The sequence below is a fragment of the Vreelandella sp. 21 genome, from assembly GCF_050995515.1.
In the GTDB taxonomy this organism is placed as follows: Bacteria; Pseudomonadota; Gammaproteobacteria; order Pseudomonadales; family Halomonadaceae; genus Vreelandella; species Vreelandella alkaliphila.
The window spans coordinates 1,741,768-1,760,659 of record NZ_CP194673.1; the positions used below are offsets into that span (position 1 = coordinate 1,741,768).

Sequence of the window (18,892 nt, forward strand, 5' to 3'; positions counted from 1 at the left end):
ACAGCACTTGACCTAACCAACTAGTTAGACAAGGATGCCTCGGCAATGGTGCCTAATGATAGTGCCTAACATTACGTTATTAAGGAAATGAAATAATGTTGCTCCCTTTTTTGGCTGTAGTTTTGGGATTGGTGCTTCTCGTATGGAGCGCCGAGAAATTTATCGATGGTGCTGCAGCTACCTCTAGGTGGTTAGGGCTATCGCCTCTATTAATTGGCATGCTGGTTATTGGTTTTGGCACCTCTGCACCAGAAATGATGGTGTCAGTGTTGGCGGCCATGCAAGGAAATCCTGGTTTAGCGGTAGGTAACGCATATGGTTCAAATATCGCTAATATTGGCCTTGTTTTAGGTTTTGTCGCGTTACTAGCTCCTTTAGCGGTGCACTCCGGTGTGATCCGCAAGGAGATGCCACTGTTGATAGGTGTCATGCTTCTGACGGGTTATATGCTTTATGACGGTTGGATTTCTCGTGGAGAAGCAGTCTTACTGCTAGGCGCGTTGGCGCTCTTTATCGGGGTTAGTATTGTTCGTTCACGAGGGCAGCAAGATGATCCGCTAGTGGGTGAAGTTTCAGAAGCGCTGGATAGTAAAGCCATGTCCCGTGGCAAGGCGCTTATGTGGACGTTAGTTGGACTAGTTTTGTTAATCGCTAGCTCGCGCATCTTAGTGTGGGGGGCGGTCGAAATAGCGGTGGCTTTTGGGGTTAGTGACTTAATTATTGGCTTAACCGTCGTAGCAATAGGAACGTCCTTACCAGAGCTTGCTTCCTCTATCAGCGCTTTACGGCGCAAAGAGCATGATATGGTGCTGGGTAATGTCGTAGGCTCTAACCTGTTTAACAGTTTGGCTGTGGTAGGTCTTGCAGGCCTTATTACACCCATTGAAGTAGGGCGCGAAGTGCTAATTCGTGACTGGAGCGTCATGACTTTTATGACCCTCATGATGGTGTTCTTTGCTTTCTCTTGGCGGGGTCGCCCACGGCGTATAAACCGTATCGAGGGTGGCGTGCTGCTCTCTATGTTCATTGCTTACACTGGCTACATGGTTAGCATCGTCGTGATGTCCTAACTGCGTCAATGCGACACAGTTTTGAAGAAGCGCTAGTAGTGTATAACGTTTGTCACAGCATCAAATGACAACACATTCGAATCTCAGGCTTAGTTGCTGTGTTGCTGCATCGTGCCTAGAGCCCATGCTCATTGCTAAAGTGCAGCACCAGTAAGGCTTAACTAAGCTTGTGTGGCCCCGCAGTGGGATGCTTATCCAGGTCTTAGGAGAGTGTGATGGAGCTTGCCCTCTGCGTGCTATCGCGAATTCAGTTCGCCTTTGTGGAATATTTCCATGCAATTTTTCCAGTTTTTACTATCGGGCTGGTCTCCTATATAGCATTACTCCATGGGCTTTTCTTTAAAACCCAAAACCCAGCTTGGGACCGTCTTTCGCTATTTTGGACAAAGGTGTGTGCAGTTGTCTTTAGCTTGGATGTATCCATTGCTGGCAAGGCGCGACCATCAAGTGCGGAGTGCCACTAACCTTATGGCTACCTCTCAATCAGATCAGGTAATACCCTTAACTTCACGCTCATGGTTGAAATCTCTTGCTCGGCGTGAGCACAAAAAGCTCACGCTAGCCGCAATAGGTGGCGTGCTTGCAGGGGGGCTTACGGTTTTACTAGTGGTGGGGCTTGCATGGTGCATTGATCAGCTTGTAATTCATGGTCGCTCACCGGCATCACTGACAGTTTTTTTCTTGGGGTTGGTGGCAGTGGTACTGTGTCGCTCACTACTTCAAGCAATGCAAGAAGCCAGTAGTGCAGAGGCAAGTCTTCGTATTCGCCAGCATGCGCGAGAGGAGTTGCTAAATAAGGTGGCGATGCTTGGGCCCGTTTGGCTTACTCGCCAACAGAGTGGGGCGATAGCGAATCAGGCGGTAGAGCATATTGACGCGTTAGACGGTTATTTCGCGCGTTTTTATCCTCAGATGAGGATTGTCGTCGCCTTACCGCTACTTATCCTTTGCATTGCTGGATGGCTGGACTACCTCGTGGCCATTTTTTTATTGCTTTCAGCACCACTTATCCCGCTATTTATGGCGTTGGTAGGCATGGGCGCTGAGCGTTTGAATCGTGATCAATTCATGGCCGTGTCGCGTTTGTCGGCTCACTTTGTAGACCGAGTTAGAGGGATGACGACGCTCCAGCTGTTTGGCCATACCAAGTCAGCACAAAAAGATGTTTGGTATGCCACTGATGACTATCGACGACTAAGTATGCGCACGCTGCGTCTAGCGTTTCTATCATCAGCGGTGCTTGAGTTTTTTGCATCCGTGGCGATTGCAGTTGTGGCCATGTATGTCGGTTTTGGTCTACTTGGTTATATCGACTATGGGCCATCCTCTTCTCTAACCCTCTTCACTGGGCTAGCCGTTTTATTGCTGGCACCAGAGTTTTTTCAGCCTCTACGAACGCTATCCCAGCACTATCATGACCGCGCAGCAGCATTAGGGGCAGCTGAAAGTATCGTGGCAATACTCAACGAGTCAGATCTGGTCCCTTCAGCCACGTCAGTGCCTCATTCGGAGAATGCAGTTATTGAGTTTTGCGGGGCTAGTGTTGGATATGAGGGGCGTGCCACGGTCTTGTCCAACCTGAACGCTACCATCCGGCGTGGTGACGTGGTTGCTATTACCGGTGAATCAGGTAGCGGTAAATCATCCATCCTAGCCTTAATGGCTGGTTTTATGATGCCTAGCAGCGGTGAGTGCCGGTATCGCCACAGTGGTCAGGTCGCCTGGCTGGATCAAACGCCTTGCATTATTCAGGGAAGTCTTGCCGATAACCTGCGCTTAGCCGCTCCTGAGGCTGACCAAGCGTCAATGGTACGAGCACTGCAACGGGCAGGGCTGGGTGAGTTGTTATCCCAGCTACCTAATGGTCTGGAAAGTCTGGTAGGCGAGCGTGGTGTCGGACTGTCTGGTGGCCAAGCGCAACGTCTTACGCTGGCGCGTGTCTACCTTAGCGAGGCGCAACTGGTTTTGTTAGACGAACCGACGGCAAGCCTAGACGCTATCACTGAGAAGGCTGTCATTCAGGCACTGTTGGATTGGGCAAAGGAAGGCCGTACGCTAGTTATTGCAACGCATCACTCTGCGGTGGTGGCTGTTGCTAATCGCCATTTTACTTGTGAAGCTGGCCAGCTTATTGAGGCGACGGTATGAGTCAGTTTTATCGCGATATGAAACCCTGGCTGCTCATAATGCTGCGCCGTCGTCAGCGCTTTTTTATAGGTGCATTATTAGCGTTGGTGACGCTCCTGGCAGGTCTTGCACTGTTAGGGCTTTCTGGTTGGTTTATTACCGCGTGTGCGTTGGCTGGCATAGCGTTGGCAGCTGGGTTGCCCGTTACTTTGGATATTTATGTTCCCGGTGGCGGTATTCGTTTTTTTGCACTGCTGCGAACGGTGGCGCGTTACGCGGAGCGTCTTTACAACCACAATACCGTACTGACATTGTTAGCTGATTTGCGCTACCGCGTGTTTGGGGATTTAACAAGGTTGGATGAAGCAACCCTTAAGCGCCGCCGCGCGAGTGAATGGCTAAGTCGCTTAACGTCGGATATTGATACGCTTGACAACTTGTATCTGCGCTTGCTTATCCCTCCGTTAGTTGGGCTATTGAGCATCTTTGTTATATCTGGCTTTATCGCTATTTGGGTGCCAGTGTTGGGTGGTTTGATAGCCGCTGTGTTGAGCGTACTATGGTTTGTAGTGACGCTTGGTTATGCATGGTTGGGGTTTGGTAATAGCCACCAGCAAGTTAGCGACCAAGAAGAGTTACGCCGTCTAGTGCTTGATCAAGTACAAGCGTCGGCTGAGCTAATGAGTTACCAGACCAACCCTTGGTACCGTACACGGATTAATCAACACGAAGGCCAGGCGCTAAGTAATCAGCGTCAGCTTGCTTATAAGTCGGCCATTGGCAATGCGTTAGTATTAGCGGTGACCGGTATGTTGTTGGTGGGCGTATTATGGCTGGGCAGCTTCATTGTAGAGGCTGGTCACGTGTCGGGGCCTATCATTGTTATGGTGGTTATCGCTGTGCTGGGTATAAATGAAGTATTCACTACGCTGCCTAACGCCTTTCTAAAAGTCGGTGCTAGCTATGGCGCTGCTCGGCGATTAAATGCACTGAGCAGCATAATGAATGAGGCGCCGTCGTTGGCCTTGCCTGATGCTTCTCACGGGCATTCAGTGGCGTTTAAGAATGTTTCTTTTCGTTATCCCGCAACAGCCTATTCGGTGCTGTCTGAGACTTCATTTACCTTGCCTGCCGGAGAGCGAGCAGTAGTGACAGGTATCTCAGGGGTAGGCAAGTCAACGTTGGCTAACCTTGTTATGGGTAGAATATCGCCTTCAGAGGGGCAGGTTTGCGTTGCCAACTGTGCGCCTTCTAACGTTACTGTGGAAAGCCGTGCCAAGAATTTTGCTTTGCTCACGCAGCAGATTGATCTTTTTGATGGATCGTTAGCGGCGAATCTGCGTATCGCGAACCCTGAGGCAAGCGATGATCAACTGTGGGAAGCTCTCTCTCAAGTTGCCCTAAAGGATTGGGTAAAGCAGCAACCAAATCAGCTTATGACCCAAGTCGGCGAAAAGGGGCAGCAGCTCTCAGGAGGGCAATCACGTAGAGTGGCATTGGCTCGTATTTTCTTGCGTGATCCAGCAGTCGTGCTTTTGGACGAGCCCTTTGCCGGTGTGGATGCCTTCACCGCTATGCATATTGCTAAATCTCTTGATCATTGGCTCACTGGTCGAACAGCGATCTATTTTATTCACCAAGTAGAATGCCCGTCGTTGCTGCCTGGCGTTAACTATCACTGGCGACTTGCTGGGGGGAAGTTAAATACGGATACTCTTGATAATGTTGGAAATAATTTATCCTAATGACAGGAGTTTCGTATGCATGAATTTCTTCTTCAGCTGCCTAAGGTAGAGCTTCATTTGCATATCGAAGGTTCACTAGAGCCTGAGTTAATGTTTGAGCTTGCCAAGCGAAATGGTATTGAGCTTCCTTATGCTACGGTTAAAGAGGCAAAAGCAGCTTACGAGTTCGATGACCTACAGGGGTTCCTAAATCTTTATTACCAAGGCATGAATGTGCTGCGTACAGAGCAGGATTTTTATGACTTGGCGATGGATTATTTCAAGCGTGCTCGTGGGGAAGGGGTAGTGCACATTGATATGCATTTTGACCCTCAGGCCCATCTCCAGCGTGGTATTCCTCTTGACGTTGTGATGGCGGGATTGCTTCATGCGAAAGAAGAGGCAGAGGCAACGCTTGATCTGTCTGTTGGTGTGATTATGGCTTTTTTGCGTGATCGTCCGGCTGAAGAAGCGCTCAGCGTGCTTGAAAACGCTGCTCCATACTGGAAGTTTTTAGATGCAATTGGTTTAGACAGCGCAGAGCGTGATAATCCCCCGGTAAAGTTCCAGGCACTGTTTGCGCGAGCCAAAGAACTTGGCTTGGTGCGTGTTGCCCATGCAGGAGAGGAAGGGCCTGCTGAATATATTGCTGAAGCACTGGATCTTCTCGATGTTCAGCGAATTGACCATGGGGTTCGCTGCCTCGAAAGTGACGCAGTGGTTAAACGGCTCAGGGAGCGTCAAATCGTACTAACGGTTTGCCCGCTGTCTAATGTCAGTCTGAAAGTGGTTGATGATCTTCGAGATCACCCTCTTCCCCAGTTATTGAAAGAAAATCTTAAGGTGACAATTAGCTCAGACGACCCGGCTTATTTTGGAGGTGGGTTGCTGACAAATCATGTTGCCTGTGCTGAAGCATTTGGCTGGGGTGCGGAGGTATTCCGCATGCTGAACCGTAATGCAATCGAAGAAGCGTTTGTTGATGAGTCACGTCGCCAAGAACTTTTGCAACGTCTTGAGTTGGTATGAAAGAAGCGCCGACCTCGTGTTGATAATGGCTTATGTAAATCGCTTCCCATTTCACCGTCGGCCAGCATAGGTTTGGTCGCTGCCCGTAATGAAGTTCCTACTAGACAAACGGTATTCTCAAGTAGTCGCATATCTTCTTTCTAGGTGGTCATTCAACAAGATAAAAAAGTGTTGACGAATAAATAGAAATGAGTAGAATACGCCCCACATCGAACGGCAACGCCATTCGATAGCTCTTTAACAATTTGATCAGGTAATTCATGTGGGCGCTTGCCGATGAGGGTGATAAATCACCAAATATCAAGGCAAGCGGTCATGAGAACGACAGTTTTTAAACGTAAGTTTTTAAACAATAGTTGAATGAATTCGTTTGAACCTTGAGCCAAGTTTGATGCGCTTTTGTTGTTCGTAAACATCACGTTTTCGAGTGACGAGTAAGCATCACAATGATTTTAAACTGAAGAGTTTGATCATGGCTCAGATTGAACGCTGGCGGCAGGCCTAACACATGCAAGTCGAGCGGTAACAGGGGTAGCTTGCTACCCGCTGACGAGCGGCGGACGGGTGAGTAATGCATAGGAATCTGCCCGATAGTGGGGGATAACCTGGGGAAACCCAGGCTAATACCGCATACGTCCTACGGGAGAAAGGGGGCTCCGGCTCCCGCTATTGGATGAGCCTATGTCGGATTAGCTAGTTGGTGAGGTAATGGCTCACCAAGGCAACGATCCGTAGCTGGTCTGAGAGGATGATCAGCCACATCGGGACTGAGACACGGCCCGAACTCCTACGGGAGGCAGCAGTGGGGAATATTGGACAATGGGCGAAAGCCTGATCCAGCCATGCCGCGTGTGTGAAGAAGGCCTTCGGGTTGTAAAGCACTTTCAGCGAGGAAGAACGCCTAGTGGTTAATACCCATTAGGAAAGACATCACTCGCAGAAGAAGCACCGGCTAACTCCGTGCCAGCAGCCGCGGTAATACGGAGGGTGCAAGCGTTAATCGGAATTACTGGGCGTAAAGCGCGCGTAGGTGGCTTGATAAGCCGGTTGTGAAAGCCCCGGGCTCAACCTGGGAACGGCATCCGGAACTGTCAAGCTAGAGTGCAGGAGAGGAAGGTAGAATTCCCGGTGTAGCGGTGAAATGCGTAGAGATCGGGAGGAATACCAGTGGCGAAGGCGGCCTTCTGGACTGACACTGACACTGAGGTGCGAAAGCGTGGGTAGCAAACAGGATTAGATACCCTGGTAGTCCACGCCGTAAACGATGTCGACCAGCCGTTGGGTGCCTAGCGCACTTTGTGGCGAAGTTAACGCGATAAGTCGACCGCCTGGGGAGTACGGCCGCAAGGTTAAAACTCAAATGAATTGACGGGGGCCCGCACAAGCGGTGGAGCATGTGGTTTAATTCGATGCAACGCGAAGAACCTTACCTACTCTTGACATCCTGCGAACTTGTGAGAGATCACTTGGTGCCTTCGGGAACGCAGAGACAGGTGCTGCATGGCTGTCGTCAGCTCGTGTTGTGAAATGTTGGGTTAAGTCCCGTAACGAGCGCAACCCTTGTCCTTATTTGCCAGCGGGTAATGCCGGGAACTCTAAGGAGACTGCCGGTGACAAACCGGAGGAAGGTGGGGACGACGTCAAGTCATCATGGCCCTTACGAGTAGGGCTACACACGTGCTACAATGGCCGGTACAAAGGGTTGCGAGCTCGCGAGAGTCAGCTAATCCCGAAAAGCCGGTCTCAGTCCGGATCGGAGTCTGCAACTCGACTCCGTGAAGTCGGAATCGCTAGTAATCGTGAATCAGAATGTCACGGTGAATACGTTCCCGGGCCTTGTACACACCGCCCGTCACACCATGGGAGTGGACTGCACCAGAAGTGGTTAGCTTAACCTTCGGGAAAGCGATCACCACGGTGTGGTTCATGACTGGGGTGAAGTCGTAACAAGGTAGCCGTAGGGGAACCTGCGGCTGGATCACCTCCTTAAACGATGCATCATCCTCGCGGTAAGCGCTCACAATGAATTACCTGATCAGATAATAGAGCAAACGGTTTAAGCACGATCCCCTCTTGGGTCTGTAGCTCAGTTGGTTAGAGCGCACCCCTGATAAGGGTGAGGTCGGCAGTTCAAGTCTGCCCAGACCCACCAAATTTCTGTGATACTGCGTTAAAATGCTCCTCGTATAGCAGGCTATACGTCGTTGCATTTTGCCTTGTCTCACAGAAATTAATGGCAAGAGGTTAGGTCGGCAAAAAAATGGGGCCATAGCTCAGCTGGGAGAGCGCCTGCCTTGCACGCAGGAGGTCAGCGGTTCGATCCCGCTTGGCTCCACCATTATGTTGTATTTTACCAACCGTTTGTTGATATTTTGTGACCATTGATAAGACAAGCGCCGAAATTGCGTTGCCTTATCACTGTTCATCGAACAGTCGCTCTTTAACAATGTATATCATGCTGACATAAACGTTTTTTAAAACGTTTATACGTAATTGTTTTGTGATACGTCTCAAGCGTATCCGGCAATCGTTATCATTGCGAGACACCAGACTCCTTCGGGTTATAGGGTCAAGCAATGAAGCGCACACGGTGGATGCCTAGGCAGCCAGAGGCGATGAAAGACGTGGAAGCCTGCGATAAGGCTCGGCGAGGTGGCAAACAACCTGTGACCCGGGCATCTCTGAATGGGGAAACCCACTCATCATAAGATGAGTATCTTGCGCTGAATATATAGGCGTAAGAGGCGAACCAGGGGAACTGAAACATCTAAGTACCCTGAGGAAAAGAAATCAACCGAGATTCCCCTAGTAGCGGCGAGCGAACGGGGACCAGCCCTTAAGCATGTGACTGATTAGGCGAATGCGCTGGGAAGCGCGGCCATAGTGGGTGATAGCCCCGTAGTCGAAAATCTGATCATGTGAAATCGAGTAGGTCGGGGCACGAGAAACCTTGACTGAAGACGGGGGGACCATCCTCCAAGGCTAAATACTCCTGGCTGACCGATAGTGAACCAGTACCGTGAGGGAAAGGCGAAAAGAACCCCGGAGAGGGGAGTGAAATAGATCCTGAAACCGTGTGCGTACAAGCAGTAGGAGCAGACTTGTTCTGTGACTGCGTACCTTTTGTATAATGGGTCAGCGACTTATATTCAGTGGCGAGGTTAACCGTTTAGGGGAGCCGTAGGGAAACCGAGTCTTAACTGGGCGACACAGTCGCTGGATATAGACCCGAAACCGAGCGATCTATCCATGAGCAGGGTGAAGGTTGAGTAACATCAACTGGAGGCCCGAACCAGGATCTGTTGAAAAAGATTTGGATGACTTGTGGATCGGAGTGAAAGGCTAATCAAGCTCGGAGATAGCTGGTTCTCCTCGAAAGCTATTTAGGTAGCGCCTCACGTATCACCGCCGGGGGTAGAGCACTGTTTCGGCTAGGGGGTCATCCCGACTTACCAACCCGAGGCAAACTCCGAATACCGGTGAGTGCAAGCGTGGGAGACACACGGCGGGTGCTAACGTCCGTCGTGAAAAGGGAAACAACCCAGACCGTCAGCTAAGGTCCCGAAATCCTGGTTAAGTGGGAAACGATGTGGGAAGGCTCAGACAGCTAGGAGGTTGGCTTAGAAGCAGCCATCCTTTAAAGAAAGCGTAATAGCTCACTAGTCGAGTCGGCCTGCGCGGAAGATGTAACGGGGCTAAACCAGGTACCGAAGCTACGGGTTCATCCTTTAGGATGAGCGGTAGAGGAGCGTCGTGTAAGCTGATGAAGGTGGATTGAGAAGTCTGCTGGAGGTATCACGAGTGCGAATGCTGACATGAGTAACGATAAAGGGAGTGAAAAACTCCCTCGCCGGAAGACCAAGGGTTTCTGTTCGACGCTAATCGGAGCAGAGTGAGTCGGCCCCTAAGGCGAGGCCGAAAGGCGTAGTCGATGGGAAACAGGTCAATATTCCTGTACCGGACATGATTGCGATGGGGGGACGGAGAAGGCTAGGTGAGCCAGGCGTTGGTTGTCCTGGTGAAAGTGAGTAGGCTGGTATCTTAGGTAAATCCGGGATGCCTTAAGGCCGAGACACGAAACGAACTGACTACGGTCAGGAAGTCATTGATGCCACGCTTCCAGGAAAAGCCTCTAAGCTTCAGATCATGTGCGACCGTACCCCAAACCGACACAGGTGGTCAGGGTGAGAATCCCAAGGCGCTTGAGAGAACTCGGGTGAAGGAACTAGGCAAAATGGTGCCGTAACTTCGGGAGAAGGCACGCCGGCGTAGGGTGACGAGACTTGCTCTCTAAGCCCGAACCGGTCGAAGATACCAGGTGGCTGCAACTGTTTAGTAAAAACACAGCACTCTGCTAACGCGCAAGCGGACGTATAGGGTGTGACGCCTGCCCGGTGCCGGAAGGTTAAATGATGGTGTTAGGATTCGTCCGAAGCTCTTGATTGAAGCCCCGGTAAACGGCGGCCGTAACTATAACGGTCCTAAGGTAGCGAAATTCCTTGTCGGGTAAGTTCCGACCTGCACGAATGGCGTAATGATGGCCACGCTGTCTCCACCCGAGACTCAGTGAAATTGAAATCGCCGTGAAGATGCGGTGTACCCGCGGCTAGACGGAAAGACCCCGTGAACCTTTACTATAGCTTCACACTGGACGCTGATGTTGCCTGTGTAGGATAGCTGGGAGGCTTTGAATCTCGGACGCCAGTTCGAGGGGAGCCAACCTTGAAATACCAGCCTGGCATCATTGGCGTTCTCACTCAGGTCCGTTATCCGGATCGAGGACAGTGTGTGGTGGGTAGTTTGACTGGGGCGGTCTCCTCCCAAAGAGTAACGGAGGAGCACGAAGGTACCCTCAGCACGGTCGGACATCGTGCAGTGAGTGCAAGAGCATAAGGGTGCTTGACTGCGAGACAGACACGTCGAGCAGGTGCGAAAGCAGGTTCTAGTGATCCGGTGGTTCTGTATGGAAGGGCCATCGCTCAACGGATAAAAGGTACTCCGGGGATAACAGGCTGATACCGCCCAAGAGTTCACATCGACGGCGGTGTTTGGCACCTCGATGTCGGCTCATCACATCCTGGGGCTGAAGTCGGTCCCAAGGGTATGGCTGTTCGCCATTTAAAGTGGTACGCGAGCTGGGTTTAGAACGTCGTGAGACAGTTCGGTCCCTATCTGCCGTGGGCGTTGGATGTTTGAGAAGGGCTGCTCCTAGTACGAGAGGACCGGAGTGGACGCACCTCTGGTGTTCCGGTTGTCACGCCAGTGGCATTGCCGGGTAGCTATGTGCGGACGGGATAACCGCTGAAAGCATCTAAGCGGGAAGCCCCCTTCAAGATGAGACATCCCTGAGGCCTAGAGCCTCCTGAAGGGCCCAGCGAGACCAGCTGGTTGATAGGCACGGTGTGGAAGCGCTGCAAGGCGTTGAGCTAACGTGTACTAATGGCCCGTGAGGCTTGACCCTATAACACCCAAGGGGTCTGGTCGTAGTGATAATGAAAACCGGATACGCGCTTCCTGTCAGCGACAGGAAACGAGAGACGCCACAAAACATCAGTAACATGTTCAGCATGATATGCATTAAAAGTTACGCCTGACGACCATAGCACGCGTGAACCACCTGATCCCATGCCGAACTCAGAAGTGAAACCGCTTAGCGCCGATGGTAGTGTGGGGTATCCCCATGCGAGAGTAGGTCATCGTCAGGCACTTATTGAGAAACCCCGGCCATTTGGTCGGGGTTTTGCTTTTTAGGGGTCTCCCCTGGAGAGTAGCGGAGCGCCGCCCGGATCATCGTCAGGCACTTATTTAACAAAGAACCCAGCCCATCGGCTGGGTTTTTTGTTTGCGCGGAAGAAAAAAGCACCCCCTGGCCCCTATCACAAAGCGGCCACCTGCCGAAGCGTGCACCGCACAGTCATTCCCGAGTGAGGTTATCGGGAATCCACCTTGACCTGCAGCAGGCCGAACCCTCTCAGTTCAACATGGATTCCCGCTAAGGGCCTGCGGGAATGACGAGTTAACTTTGAAAATTAATCCCGTTGGTGCTGGCATTCGCCAGCGGCCCAAGTTTCATAGATAGCGCGATCATCAGCGAGCATCATCAGCGCAAATAAACGCTCGCCGAGTGTTTTGCTGTGTTGGATACGGCGCTTCAACAGTGATGTCGCATGAGGATCAATGACTACAAAATCAGCCTCGTACGAAGGGGCAAGCTGGCCGATATGGGTATCTAGGGAAAGCGCTTTTGCATTGCCATGGGTTAAACCGTAAAAACCTTGCCATGCGGTGAGAGGCTGTCCCCCTAATTGGCCCACTTGGTAGGCTGCCTTAAGCGTTCCAAACCCTGATAAATCGGTGCCTGCGCCGATATCGCTAGCATAGGTAAATGCCATACCGGTCTGCTTAGCTGCCTCTCGGTCAAATAATCCGCTGCCTAAGAAAAGATTGGAGCTTGGGCAAAAGGCAATATTGGCGCCTCGGTCCGCTAGGCGTTTACGCATATCGTTATTCAGATGAATGCCGTGCGCGAAGGTGCTGCGAGGGCCGACTAACCCCGCTTCTTCGTAAACGGCTAAGTAGTCGCGGCTACCAGGAAATAGTTCGGCTACCCAGTCTAATTCCCCACTGTTTTCGGCCAAATGAGTTTGTAGCCACAAGCTAGAGTCATTGCGTAAGAGGGCGCCGGCAGCATCCATTTGCATTTTGGTAGAGGTGGGCGCAAAGCGTGGTGTGACGCTATAACCTAGTCGGCCATTGCCATGCCAGTCTTGAATAAGCCGCTCACTGTCTGCAATTCCAGATACGCCATCCATTAGGGCGTCAGGCGCGTTGCGATCCATTAATACTTTACCGACCAGCATGCGTAGCTGACGTTTTTGGCAGGCGGTGAAGAACGCATCCACTGAGCCAGGATGGCTTGAGCCAAATACTTGGGCTGTTGTCGTTCCCGCGCGAAGCATTTCATCTAGAAAAGCGTTCGATAGCGCTTCAGCATGCGCATGATTGGCAAAACGGCACTCTTCAGGAAACGTATAGTCATTTAGCCAATCAAGCAGCTGTCGGCCGTAGGAAGCCATGATGTCTAGCTGAACATAGTGAACGTGAGTATCGATAAAACCGGGCATAATCAACTTGCCGCGATAATCAATAACATGGGCGTCACTTGGCAGTTGATCAGCGAGATCACCATAGTGGCCGACAGCCTGAATATGACTGCCTTTTAGCCACAGTAGCCCGTCGCCATAATGCTCTAGGCTACCTGGCTGAGGTAGGTCATCATTACCTGGGTCGCGTGCAAAGCTGACAATTTCAGCGCGGATGAGCGTATCGATTGAGGAATTCATATTAACTCTGAGTCGTTTTCGTATCGTCAACAAGTGCACGTATTGCGTTCGGCTCAAGGCCGCGCATGTCTAGTGAGGCTGGCTTGTCCGTTAGCCAAAGCAGTTCGGTTACCACCGTCAAAGCAATCGCATAGGGGGTTTTGTTGCTAAGTTTAGTGTTATGAATACAACCAATGGGGCTGCGTACACGCTCTATTTCTTCAGCGGTGTAGCCTTCGCGCTGCAGTCGTCCTCGGAAGCTTGCCCATTTGCTATCAGAGCCGATTAGCCCTATCGAGGCGATGTCATGGCGCTGTAGTAAAGCGGTGATAAGGGCGTAATCTTCATCATGGTTGTGGGTTAATACCAATGCATGACAGTAGGGCGGCAGGGCTGAAGTTCCCTCTTGTGCACTGCTCAGCGTATGGCAGCTGAGTCGGGATTGCTGCTGATCGCGTTCGTTAAATACATCTGCTCGGCTATCAAACCAGTGTACTTGCCAGGGTAGCGGTTCGCTAAGCTTTACGATCTCTCGTCCGACATGGCCAGCACCAAATAAAGCGATATTGGTAGCGGCACCAGGAAACACTTCCAGCAGCACATTGACATAACCGCCACAGCACTGGCCGCTGCGGCCACCTAGCGAGAATGCCTCTAAGTGAAAGCCAGCGCGGCCTTGCTGTAAAAAGTCTCGAGCAGCATGGATAGTTTGCCACTCGAAAGTGCCTCCACCTAGCGTGTCATAGACAGCCTCTTGGGTGATCACCATGCGCGCGCCGGGCTCACGCGGGGTTGAGCCCGCGCTGGTTACCTGAGTGGCCAACACGTGGGGAACACCGCTACGCTGCAATCGATCGAGTGCCGCGTGCCAAGTTTCTGCTGAGGGCTGTGTCATAGCGCTTTTTCTCTAATTGCGTTTGCAGCCAACATCACTCGCTCAGGGGTTGCGGGAGTGTCGAGATGGGGAGACTGTTGGTAATCGGTTAAGCTTGAAAGTGCATCACGTAGTGCATACCAAACACAGATACCAAGCATAAACGGTGGCTCACCAACGGCTTTAGAACGATATAGGCTTGCCATGGAATTTGGGTGGCCTTCCAATAGTTCAACGTTAAAAATAGCGGGAAGATCACCAAACGTGGGTATTTTGTAGGTCGCAGGCCCGTCGCTAACCAGCACACCTTTATCGCTCCACTTAAGCTCTTCACTGGTTAGCCAGCCCATTCCCTGGATAAAGCCACCTTCTACTTGGCCAATATCAATGGCAGGGTTTAGCGAATTGCCAACGTCATGCAGCACGTCAACGCGGTTAACTAAATATTCGCCGCTCAATGTGTCAACACTTACTTCGGCAACGGCTGCTCCAAACGCGTAATAATAAAAAGGGCGGCCTTGGCCCGTTGCACGGTTGTAATGAATCAATGGTGTCGCATAAAAACCCTTTTCTGAAAGCGAGATGCGGTTGAGGTAGGCCGTTTGAACAAGCTCTCCCCAGGGGATGCGACGCTCGCTCTCATTAATCCCCGCAATCAGCATGCCATCTTCCAGGCGCATACCTTCTCGATCTAATCCGCCCTCAAAATGTATCGCGGCAAAGTCGAACAACCTTTCGCGCAATTTACTGGCGGCATCTCGCGCTGCCATGCCATTGAGGTCGGCGCCGCTTGAAGCCGCCGTAGGGGATGTATTGGGTACTTTATCCGTGCGAGTTGCACTAATCCGCACGCTATCTAAATCCAAGCCAAGCTCGCGCGCCACTACCTGACAAATCTTGGTGTGCAGCCCTTGGCCCATTTCAGTGCCGCCGTGATTGATCACGATGCTGCCATCGGTATAAACATGCAGCAGAGCACCGGCTTGATTGAGGTGCTGGGCGGTAAATGAGATGCCAAACTTTACTGGCGTCAGCGCGAGCCCTTTTTTAATAATGGGACTGTTGCTATTAAATGCCTTAATCGCCGCACGGCGTGCCCAGTAATCACTATTGGTTTCCAATGTATCAACCAGCGTATGCAGCAACTGCTTTTGATCCACTGACTGCCCGTAGTGGGTGACGTCTCGCCCGTCGCGATAGAAGTTTCGTTTGCGTATGGTGAGAGGGTCTTCACCGACTTTGCGCGCGATATCATCCATTGCAGCTTCGATAATCATCATGCCCTGAGGGCCGCCGAAGCCCCGAAAAGCCGTGTTAGAAGCCGTGTGGGTCTTAGCTCGATGACCGGTGACGCGAGCATTGCCTATTGAGTATGCGTTGTCGGCATGGAACATTGCCCGATCAACAATGGCGTCCGAAAGATCCGGCGAGTAGCCACAGTCACCAATAACCGTTATCTCTCCGCCTTGGATGATGCCTTGCGAATCAATTGCAAGTCGGTAGCGATTATGAAAGGGGTGACGCTTACCGGTCGCGCGCATATCATCACTTCTCGGTAGCCGTATACGTGTGGCTTTTCCGGTTCTGCGGGCAATGATGGCTGCCATACATGCCCATGGGGATGCTTGGGTTTCTTTGCCTCCAAAGCCGCCACCCATTCGGCGCACTTCAACGGTGACGGCATGAAAGGGAATGCCCAGTACTTCAGCGACAAGTTTCTGGGTCTCACTAGGGTGCTGGTTAGAGGTATGAACAATGACCCCTTCGTCTTCGGTGGGCAGAACCAAGCATGCTTGCCCCTCCAGGTAAAAATGTTCCTGTCCGCCGATGAAAAGCTCGCCCTCAACCGTTTGCTCGGCTTGGCGCAGTTCCGCTTGCCAATCGCCTCTCTCCTGAACGTGGGTAGGGCGAACCACATCATTGCGTTCGGCAGCAGCAACAGGGTCGAGGCTTGCTGGTTGTTCATCGATACTTAACCTGGCCAGCGTTACCGCTCGGCGAGCAGCCTGAAGCGAGGTAGCCGCAACGGCGAAAATACACTGGCCTGCGTAGCTAATTTCTTGATCAACAAAAATGGGGTCGCCTGGAAACACAGGGCCGATATCTGTATGGCCGGGCACATCGTGAAAAGTGATGACATCGACAACGCCAGACGCTTGTTTAACTGCTTCGAGATCAAGTGCGGTCAATGTGCCGTGTGCGACAGGAGAAAGCCCCAGAGCTACATGCAGGGCATCTGCCGGTGCTTTGAGGTCATCAATGTAGGCAGCCTTGCCGGTAACGTGTTTTTCAGCGCTTTCATGGAAGCTAGCGGTGCCTGCTTGGCGCTGACCGTGGCTATCGACAGTATGGCGAGCAAGTGGGCCTGACCCTTGGATGTGGTTATGTAACTCTCGACGAGCGCGGCTGCTGTCGCCATCAAGTTTAGTGAGCGTACGCATGGAGCATCACCTCCTGGTTGGGTGACGAAAGCGATAAGTAGAGGCGTTCCAATAGGTTGAGAGCGGCTTGTTCTCGGTAGTATTGGCTGCCCCGTACATCGCTCATTGGCTGAAACTCTTCAGCAAGGGCTTGTTGGGCTGCTTGAAAGCTAGCTTTGGAAACGGGCTGGCCCTCTAGCGCAGCTTCTGTTTGACTAGCTCGCTTGGGAGTTGCAGCCATACCGCCAAAGGCAATGCGAACATCCTCCATCACACCCTGATTAACACGGTAGCAAAACGCACCTAATACCGCCGTTATGTCATCCTCGCGCCGTTTAGAAAGCTTCCAAACCCTTAGTGTGGCTGTTTCAGCCAGTTGAGGTATAAAAATACGGCTGATGACTTCATCAGCCGCCAGCGCTGTTTTTTTATAGTCGATAAAAAAATCACTCAGCAAGAGCTGGCGAGTATTGACGTGGCTGGTAAGTTCTACCCATGCATTGAGCGCCAGTAGTACAGGTGGCGTATCTCCAATTGGCGAAGCGTTGGCGATGTTTCCGCCGAGCGTTCCCCGGTTACGAACTTGTTGAGAGCCGAGCCTGTGAAGGAGGTGTGCAAACGCAGGAAAGTGACTGTTTAATAAGGGCTCAAGCTGCGAGTACGTAACCCCAGCGCCTACCCACCAACCTGGTTGAGCTTGGAATGTCGCCTCTTCAATTTGGCGCAATTCAGCCACACGCGTGGTATCAATAAGCTGGGTCAATGCGGTAAGGCGCTGAGTGCTTTCCAGCCATAGATCTGTTGCGCCAGCCACAAGGCGTGCATCAGGATAGCGATATCTTGCGTCGGCCAACTCAGCCAAGGTGGTTGGCTGTACAAAGAGTGGCTCACTCTTTGCGGTTGACTCCGGTACATGAAGCGGGTGACTGGCTGGCTGAGACGCATCGAACCACTGCGGTGCTTCCCAAGAGAAATCTTGCATACTCAATGCGGCGTCACGAATCGGTCGGTATCCCGTGCAGCGGCATAAATTTCCACCTAATGTGGCTTCAAGTGTTTCTGGTGTAAGAGGCGAGGGGCGCTGCTGTTGGTTGGCATGCAAGGTGAACAAGGACATGACAATTCCTGGCGTGCAAAATCCGCACTGGCTGCCATGGCACTCGATCATTGCGCGTTGAGCTGGGTGCAAGTTGCCTTCAGTCGCAAGCCCTTCAACGGTAATGACGTGCTGACCGTGAAGTTGATGAGCCGGGGTAATACACGCGTTGACGCTTAAAAAGCGGTTTTGCGTGTCGCTTGGATTGTTGATTGCGACTGTACAAGCGCCACAGTCACCCGATGCGCAGCCTTCTTTTGTGCCAGTGATGCCCAAATGATCACGCAACAGCGTTAGAATGCTGGTGTCAGGGGGTACATGACACTGCTTGGGGGTGCCGTTGAGCAGGAACTCAATCGTAGCCATGCCAAACTCCGTTATGATTGTTCTGACCGATCGGTCAATATTGTTTAGCTTGAGACAAAAGAGCGCACCTTGCAAGAATTTGTTGCTAATGCGGCTGTCTGTGCACTTACGCGGCCGGCGTAGATAAACCAATTATATGTAATAAGTCCCATGGGCTGACCATTGGTGCTTATCAAAAGCGCTTATTAAAGGAGCTTAATCAATGACAGCGGATACCGCTAACCATGAAAATGCCAGCAGAGATCGCATTGAACAGACCATACTGAGCGCTGCGGAGCAGGTGTTTTCTCAACATGGTTATCGTGGTGCCAGCCTTCAGGCAATCGCCGATATAGCAGGTCTTCCTAAGGCGAATATTCTCTATTACATGGGCAGTAAGCAGCTGCTTTATGTACGACTGCTTAATCGAATGATGAACCGTTGGAATGCGGTACTTGAAGACATAACACCTGACAGTGATCCAGCTAAGGTATTAAGCGATTTTATTCGCACCAAGATGATGCTGGGCCAGCGTTACCCCGAAGGTTCAAAGCTATTTGCCGCCGAAATTTTGGCTGGTGCGCCTTTCTTGAGTAATTATCTCTCTGGTGAGTTGAAAGAGTGGGTAGTTTCCCGTGCAGAAATTATTCACCAGTGGTCTCAGCTAGGGAAAATGGATGATGTCGATCCACGCTGGCTTATATTCTTGATTTGGTCGGCTACCCAACATTACACGGAATACAGTGCGCAGGTAACGGGAATATTAGGGACTGAAGTGCTCAGCGAAACGGATTTCGAGTCTATTTGCCGTTTCCTTGAGCATGTTATTTTGAAAGGATGCGGTATTTCAGCGTCGCATTTATCAAACGACTCATCAGTTTAGCT

9 protein-coding genes, 2 tRNA genes, 3 rRNA genes and 1 pseudogene are annotated in these 18,892 nt (G+C 51.5%); 11 read left to right on the plus strand and 4 right to left on the minus strand.

The genetic code is table 11. The annotated features are described in order from the left end of the window. The first annotated feature begins 95 nt into the window (after positions 1–95). The 10 genes and pseudogenes from ACN06F_RS08150 (at position 96) to rrf (ending at position 11,655) form a co-directional block, all read left to right on the plus strand. Positions 96–1,070, plus strand: coding sequence for a calcium/sodium antiporter (locus ACN06F_RS08150; protein WP_120387013.1), 975 nt, complete (start codon positions 96–98; stop codon positions 1,068–1,070). Between the two features lie 215 nt (positions 1,071–1,285). Further along, positions 1,286–1,489: pseudogene (locus ACN06F_RS08155) on the plus strand (cytochrome ubiquinol oxidase subunit I); the annotation flags it as partial. Between the two features lie 49 nt (positions 1,490–1,538). After that, positions 1,539–3,218 carry a thiol reductant ABC exporter subunit CydD gene (gene cydD / locus ACN06F_RS08160; RefSeq protein WP_253487863.1) on the plus strand — a complete coding sequence of 560 codons (1,680 nt, stop codon included), beginning with the start codon at positions 1,539–1,541 and terminating at the stop codon, positions 3,216–3,218. Then, positions 3,215–4,942, plus strand: coding sequence for a thiol reductant ABC exporter subunit CydC (gene cydC, locus ACN06F_RS08165; RefSeq protein ID WP_198349842.1), 1,728 nt, complete (start codon positions 3,215–3,217; stop codon positions 4,940–4,942). Before cydD ends, cydC begins: the two co-directional genes overlap by 4 nt. Positions 4,943–4,957: 15 nt before the next feature. Then, positions 4,958–5,950: an adenosine deaminase gene (locus ACN06F_RS08170; protein ID WP_038483855.1), complete on the plus strand. Its 993-nt coding sequence runs from the start codon at positions 4,958–4,960 to the stop codon at positions 5,948–5,950. Positions 5,951–6,404: 454 nt separating this feature from the next. Then, positions 6,405–7,939: ribosomal RNA gene (locus ACN06F_RS08175) — 16S ribosomal RNA — on the plus strand. A gap of 86 nt (positions 7,940–8,025) precedes the next feature. After that, positions 8,026–8,102 (plus strand) — tRNA-Ile (locus ACN06F_RS08180). 110 nt (positions 8,103–8,212) lie between these two features. Then, positions 8,213–8,288, plus strand: a tRNA-Ala gene (locus tag ACN06F_RS08185). A gap of 229 nt (positions 8,289–8,517) precedes the next feature. Beyond that, a 23S ribosomal RNA gene (locus tag ACN06F_RS08190) occupies positions 8,518–11,411 on the plus strand. Between the two features lie 128 nt (positions 11,412–11,539). Then, positions 11,540–11,655 (plus strand): 5S ribosomal RNA (gene rrf, locus ACN06F_RS08195). The 16S, 23S and 5S rRNA genes sit together here with 2 tRNA genes alongside, the layout of an rRNA operon. Positions 11,656–11,979: 324 nt before the next feature. Here rrf and guaD read toward each other — a convergent pair. The 4 genes from guaD to xdhA are packed head-to-tail and all read right to left on the minus strand — an operon-like array spanning position 11,980 to position 18,028. Further along, positions 11,980–13,293, minus strand: coding sequence for a guanine deaminase (gene guaD / locus ACN06F_RS08200; RefSeq protein WP_038483857.1), 1,314 nt, complete (start codon positions 13,291–13,293; stop codon positions 11,980–11,982). 1 nt (position 13,294) lies between these two features. Further along, complete coding sequence (gene xdhC / locus ACN06F_RS08205; protein ID WP_038483859.1) at positions 13,295–14,167, minus strand: xanthine dehydrogenase accessory protein XdhC; 873 nt, start codon at positions 14,165–14,167, stop codon at positions 13,295–13,297. Continuing rightward, positions 14,164–16,587, minus strand: a complete 2,424-nt coding sequence (xdhB, locus tag ACN06F_RS08210; RefSeq protein ID WP_433924994.1) for a xanthine dehydrogenase molybdopterin binding subunit — start codon at positions 16,585–16,587, stop codon at positions 14,164–14,166. The genes xdhC and xdhB overlap by 4 nt, the downstream gene beginning before the upstream one ends. Next, on the minus strand, positions 16,571–18,028 hold the full coding sequence (xdhA, locus tag ACN06F_RS08215; RefSeq protein ID WP_038483864.1) for a xanthine dehydrogenase small subunit: 1,458 nt from the start codon (positions 18,026–18,028) through the stop codon (positions 16,571–16,573). The genes xdhB and xdhA overlap by 17 nt, the downstream gene beginning before the upstream one ends. 202 nt (positions 18,029–18,230) lie before the next feature. Between xdhA and ACN06F_RS08220 the strand changes: the two genes are divergently transcribed. Beyond that, positions 18,231–18,890 (plus strand): TetR family transcriptional regulator C-terminal domain-containing protein, encoded by a 660-nt coding sequence (locus tag ACN06F_RS08220; RefSeq protein ID WP_038483867.1) that lies wholly within the window; start codon positions 18,231–18,233, stop codon positions 18,888–18,890. The last annotated feature ends 2 nt before the right edge of the window (positions 18,891–18,892 follow it).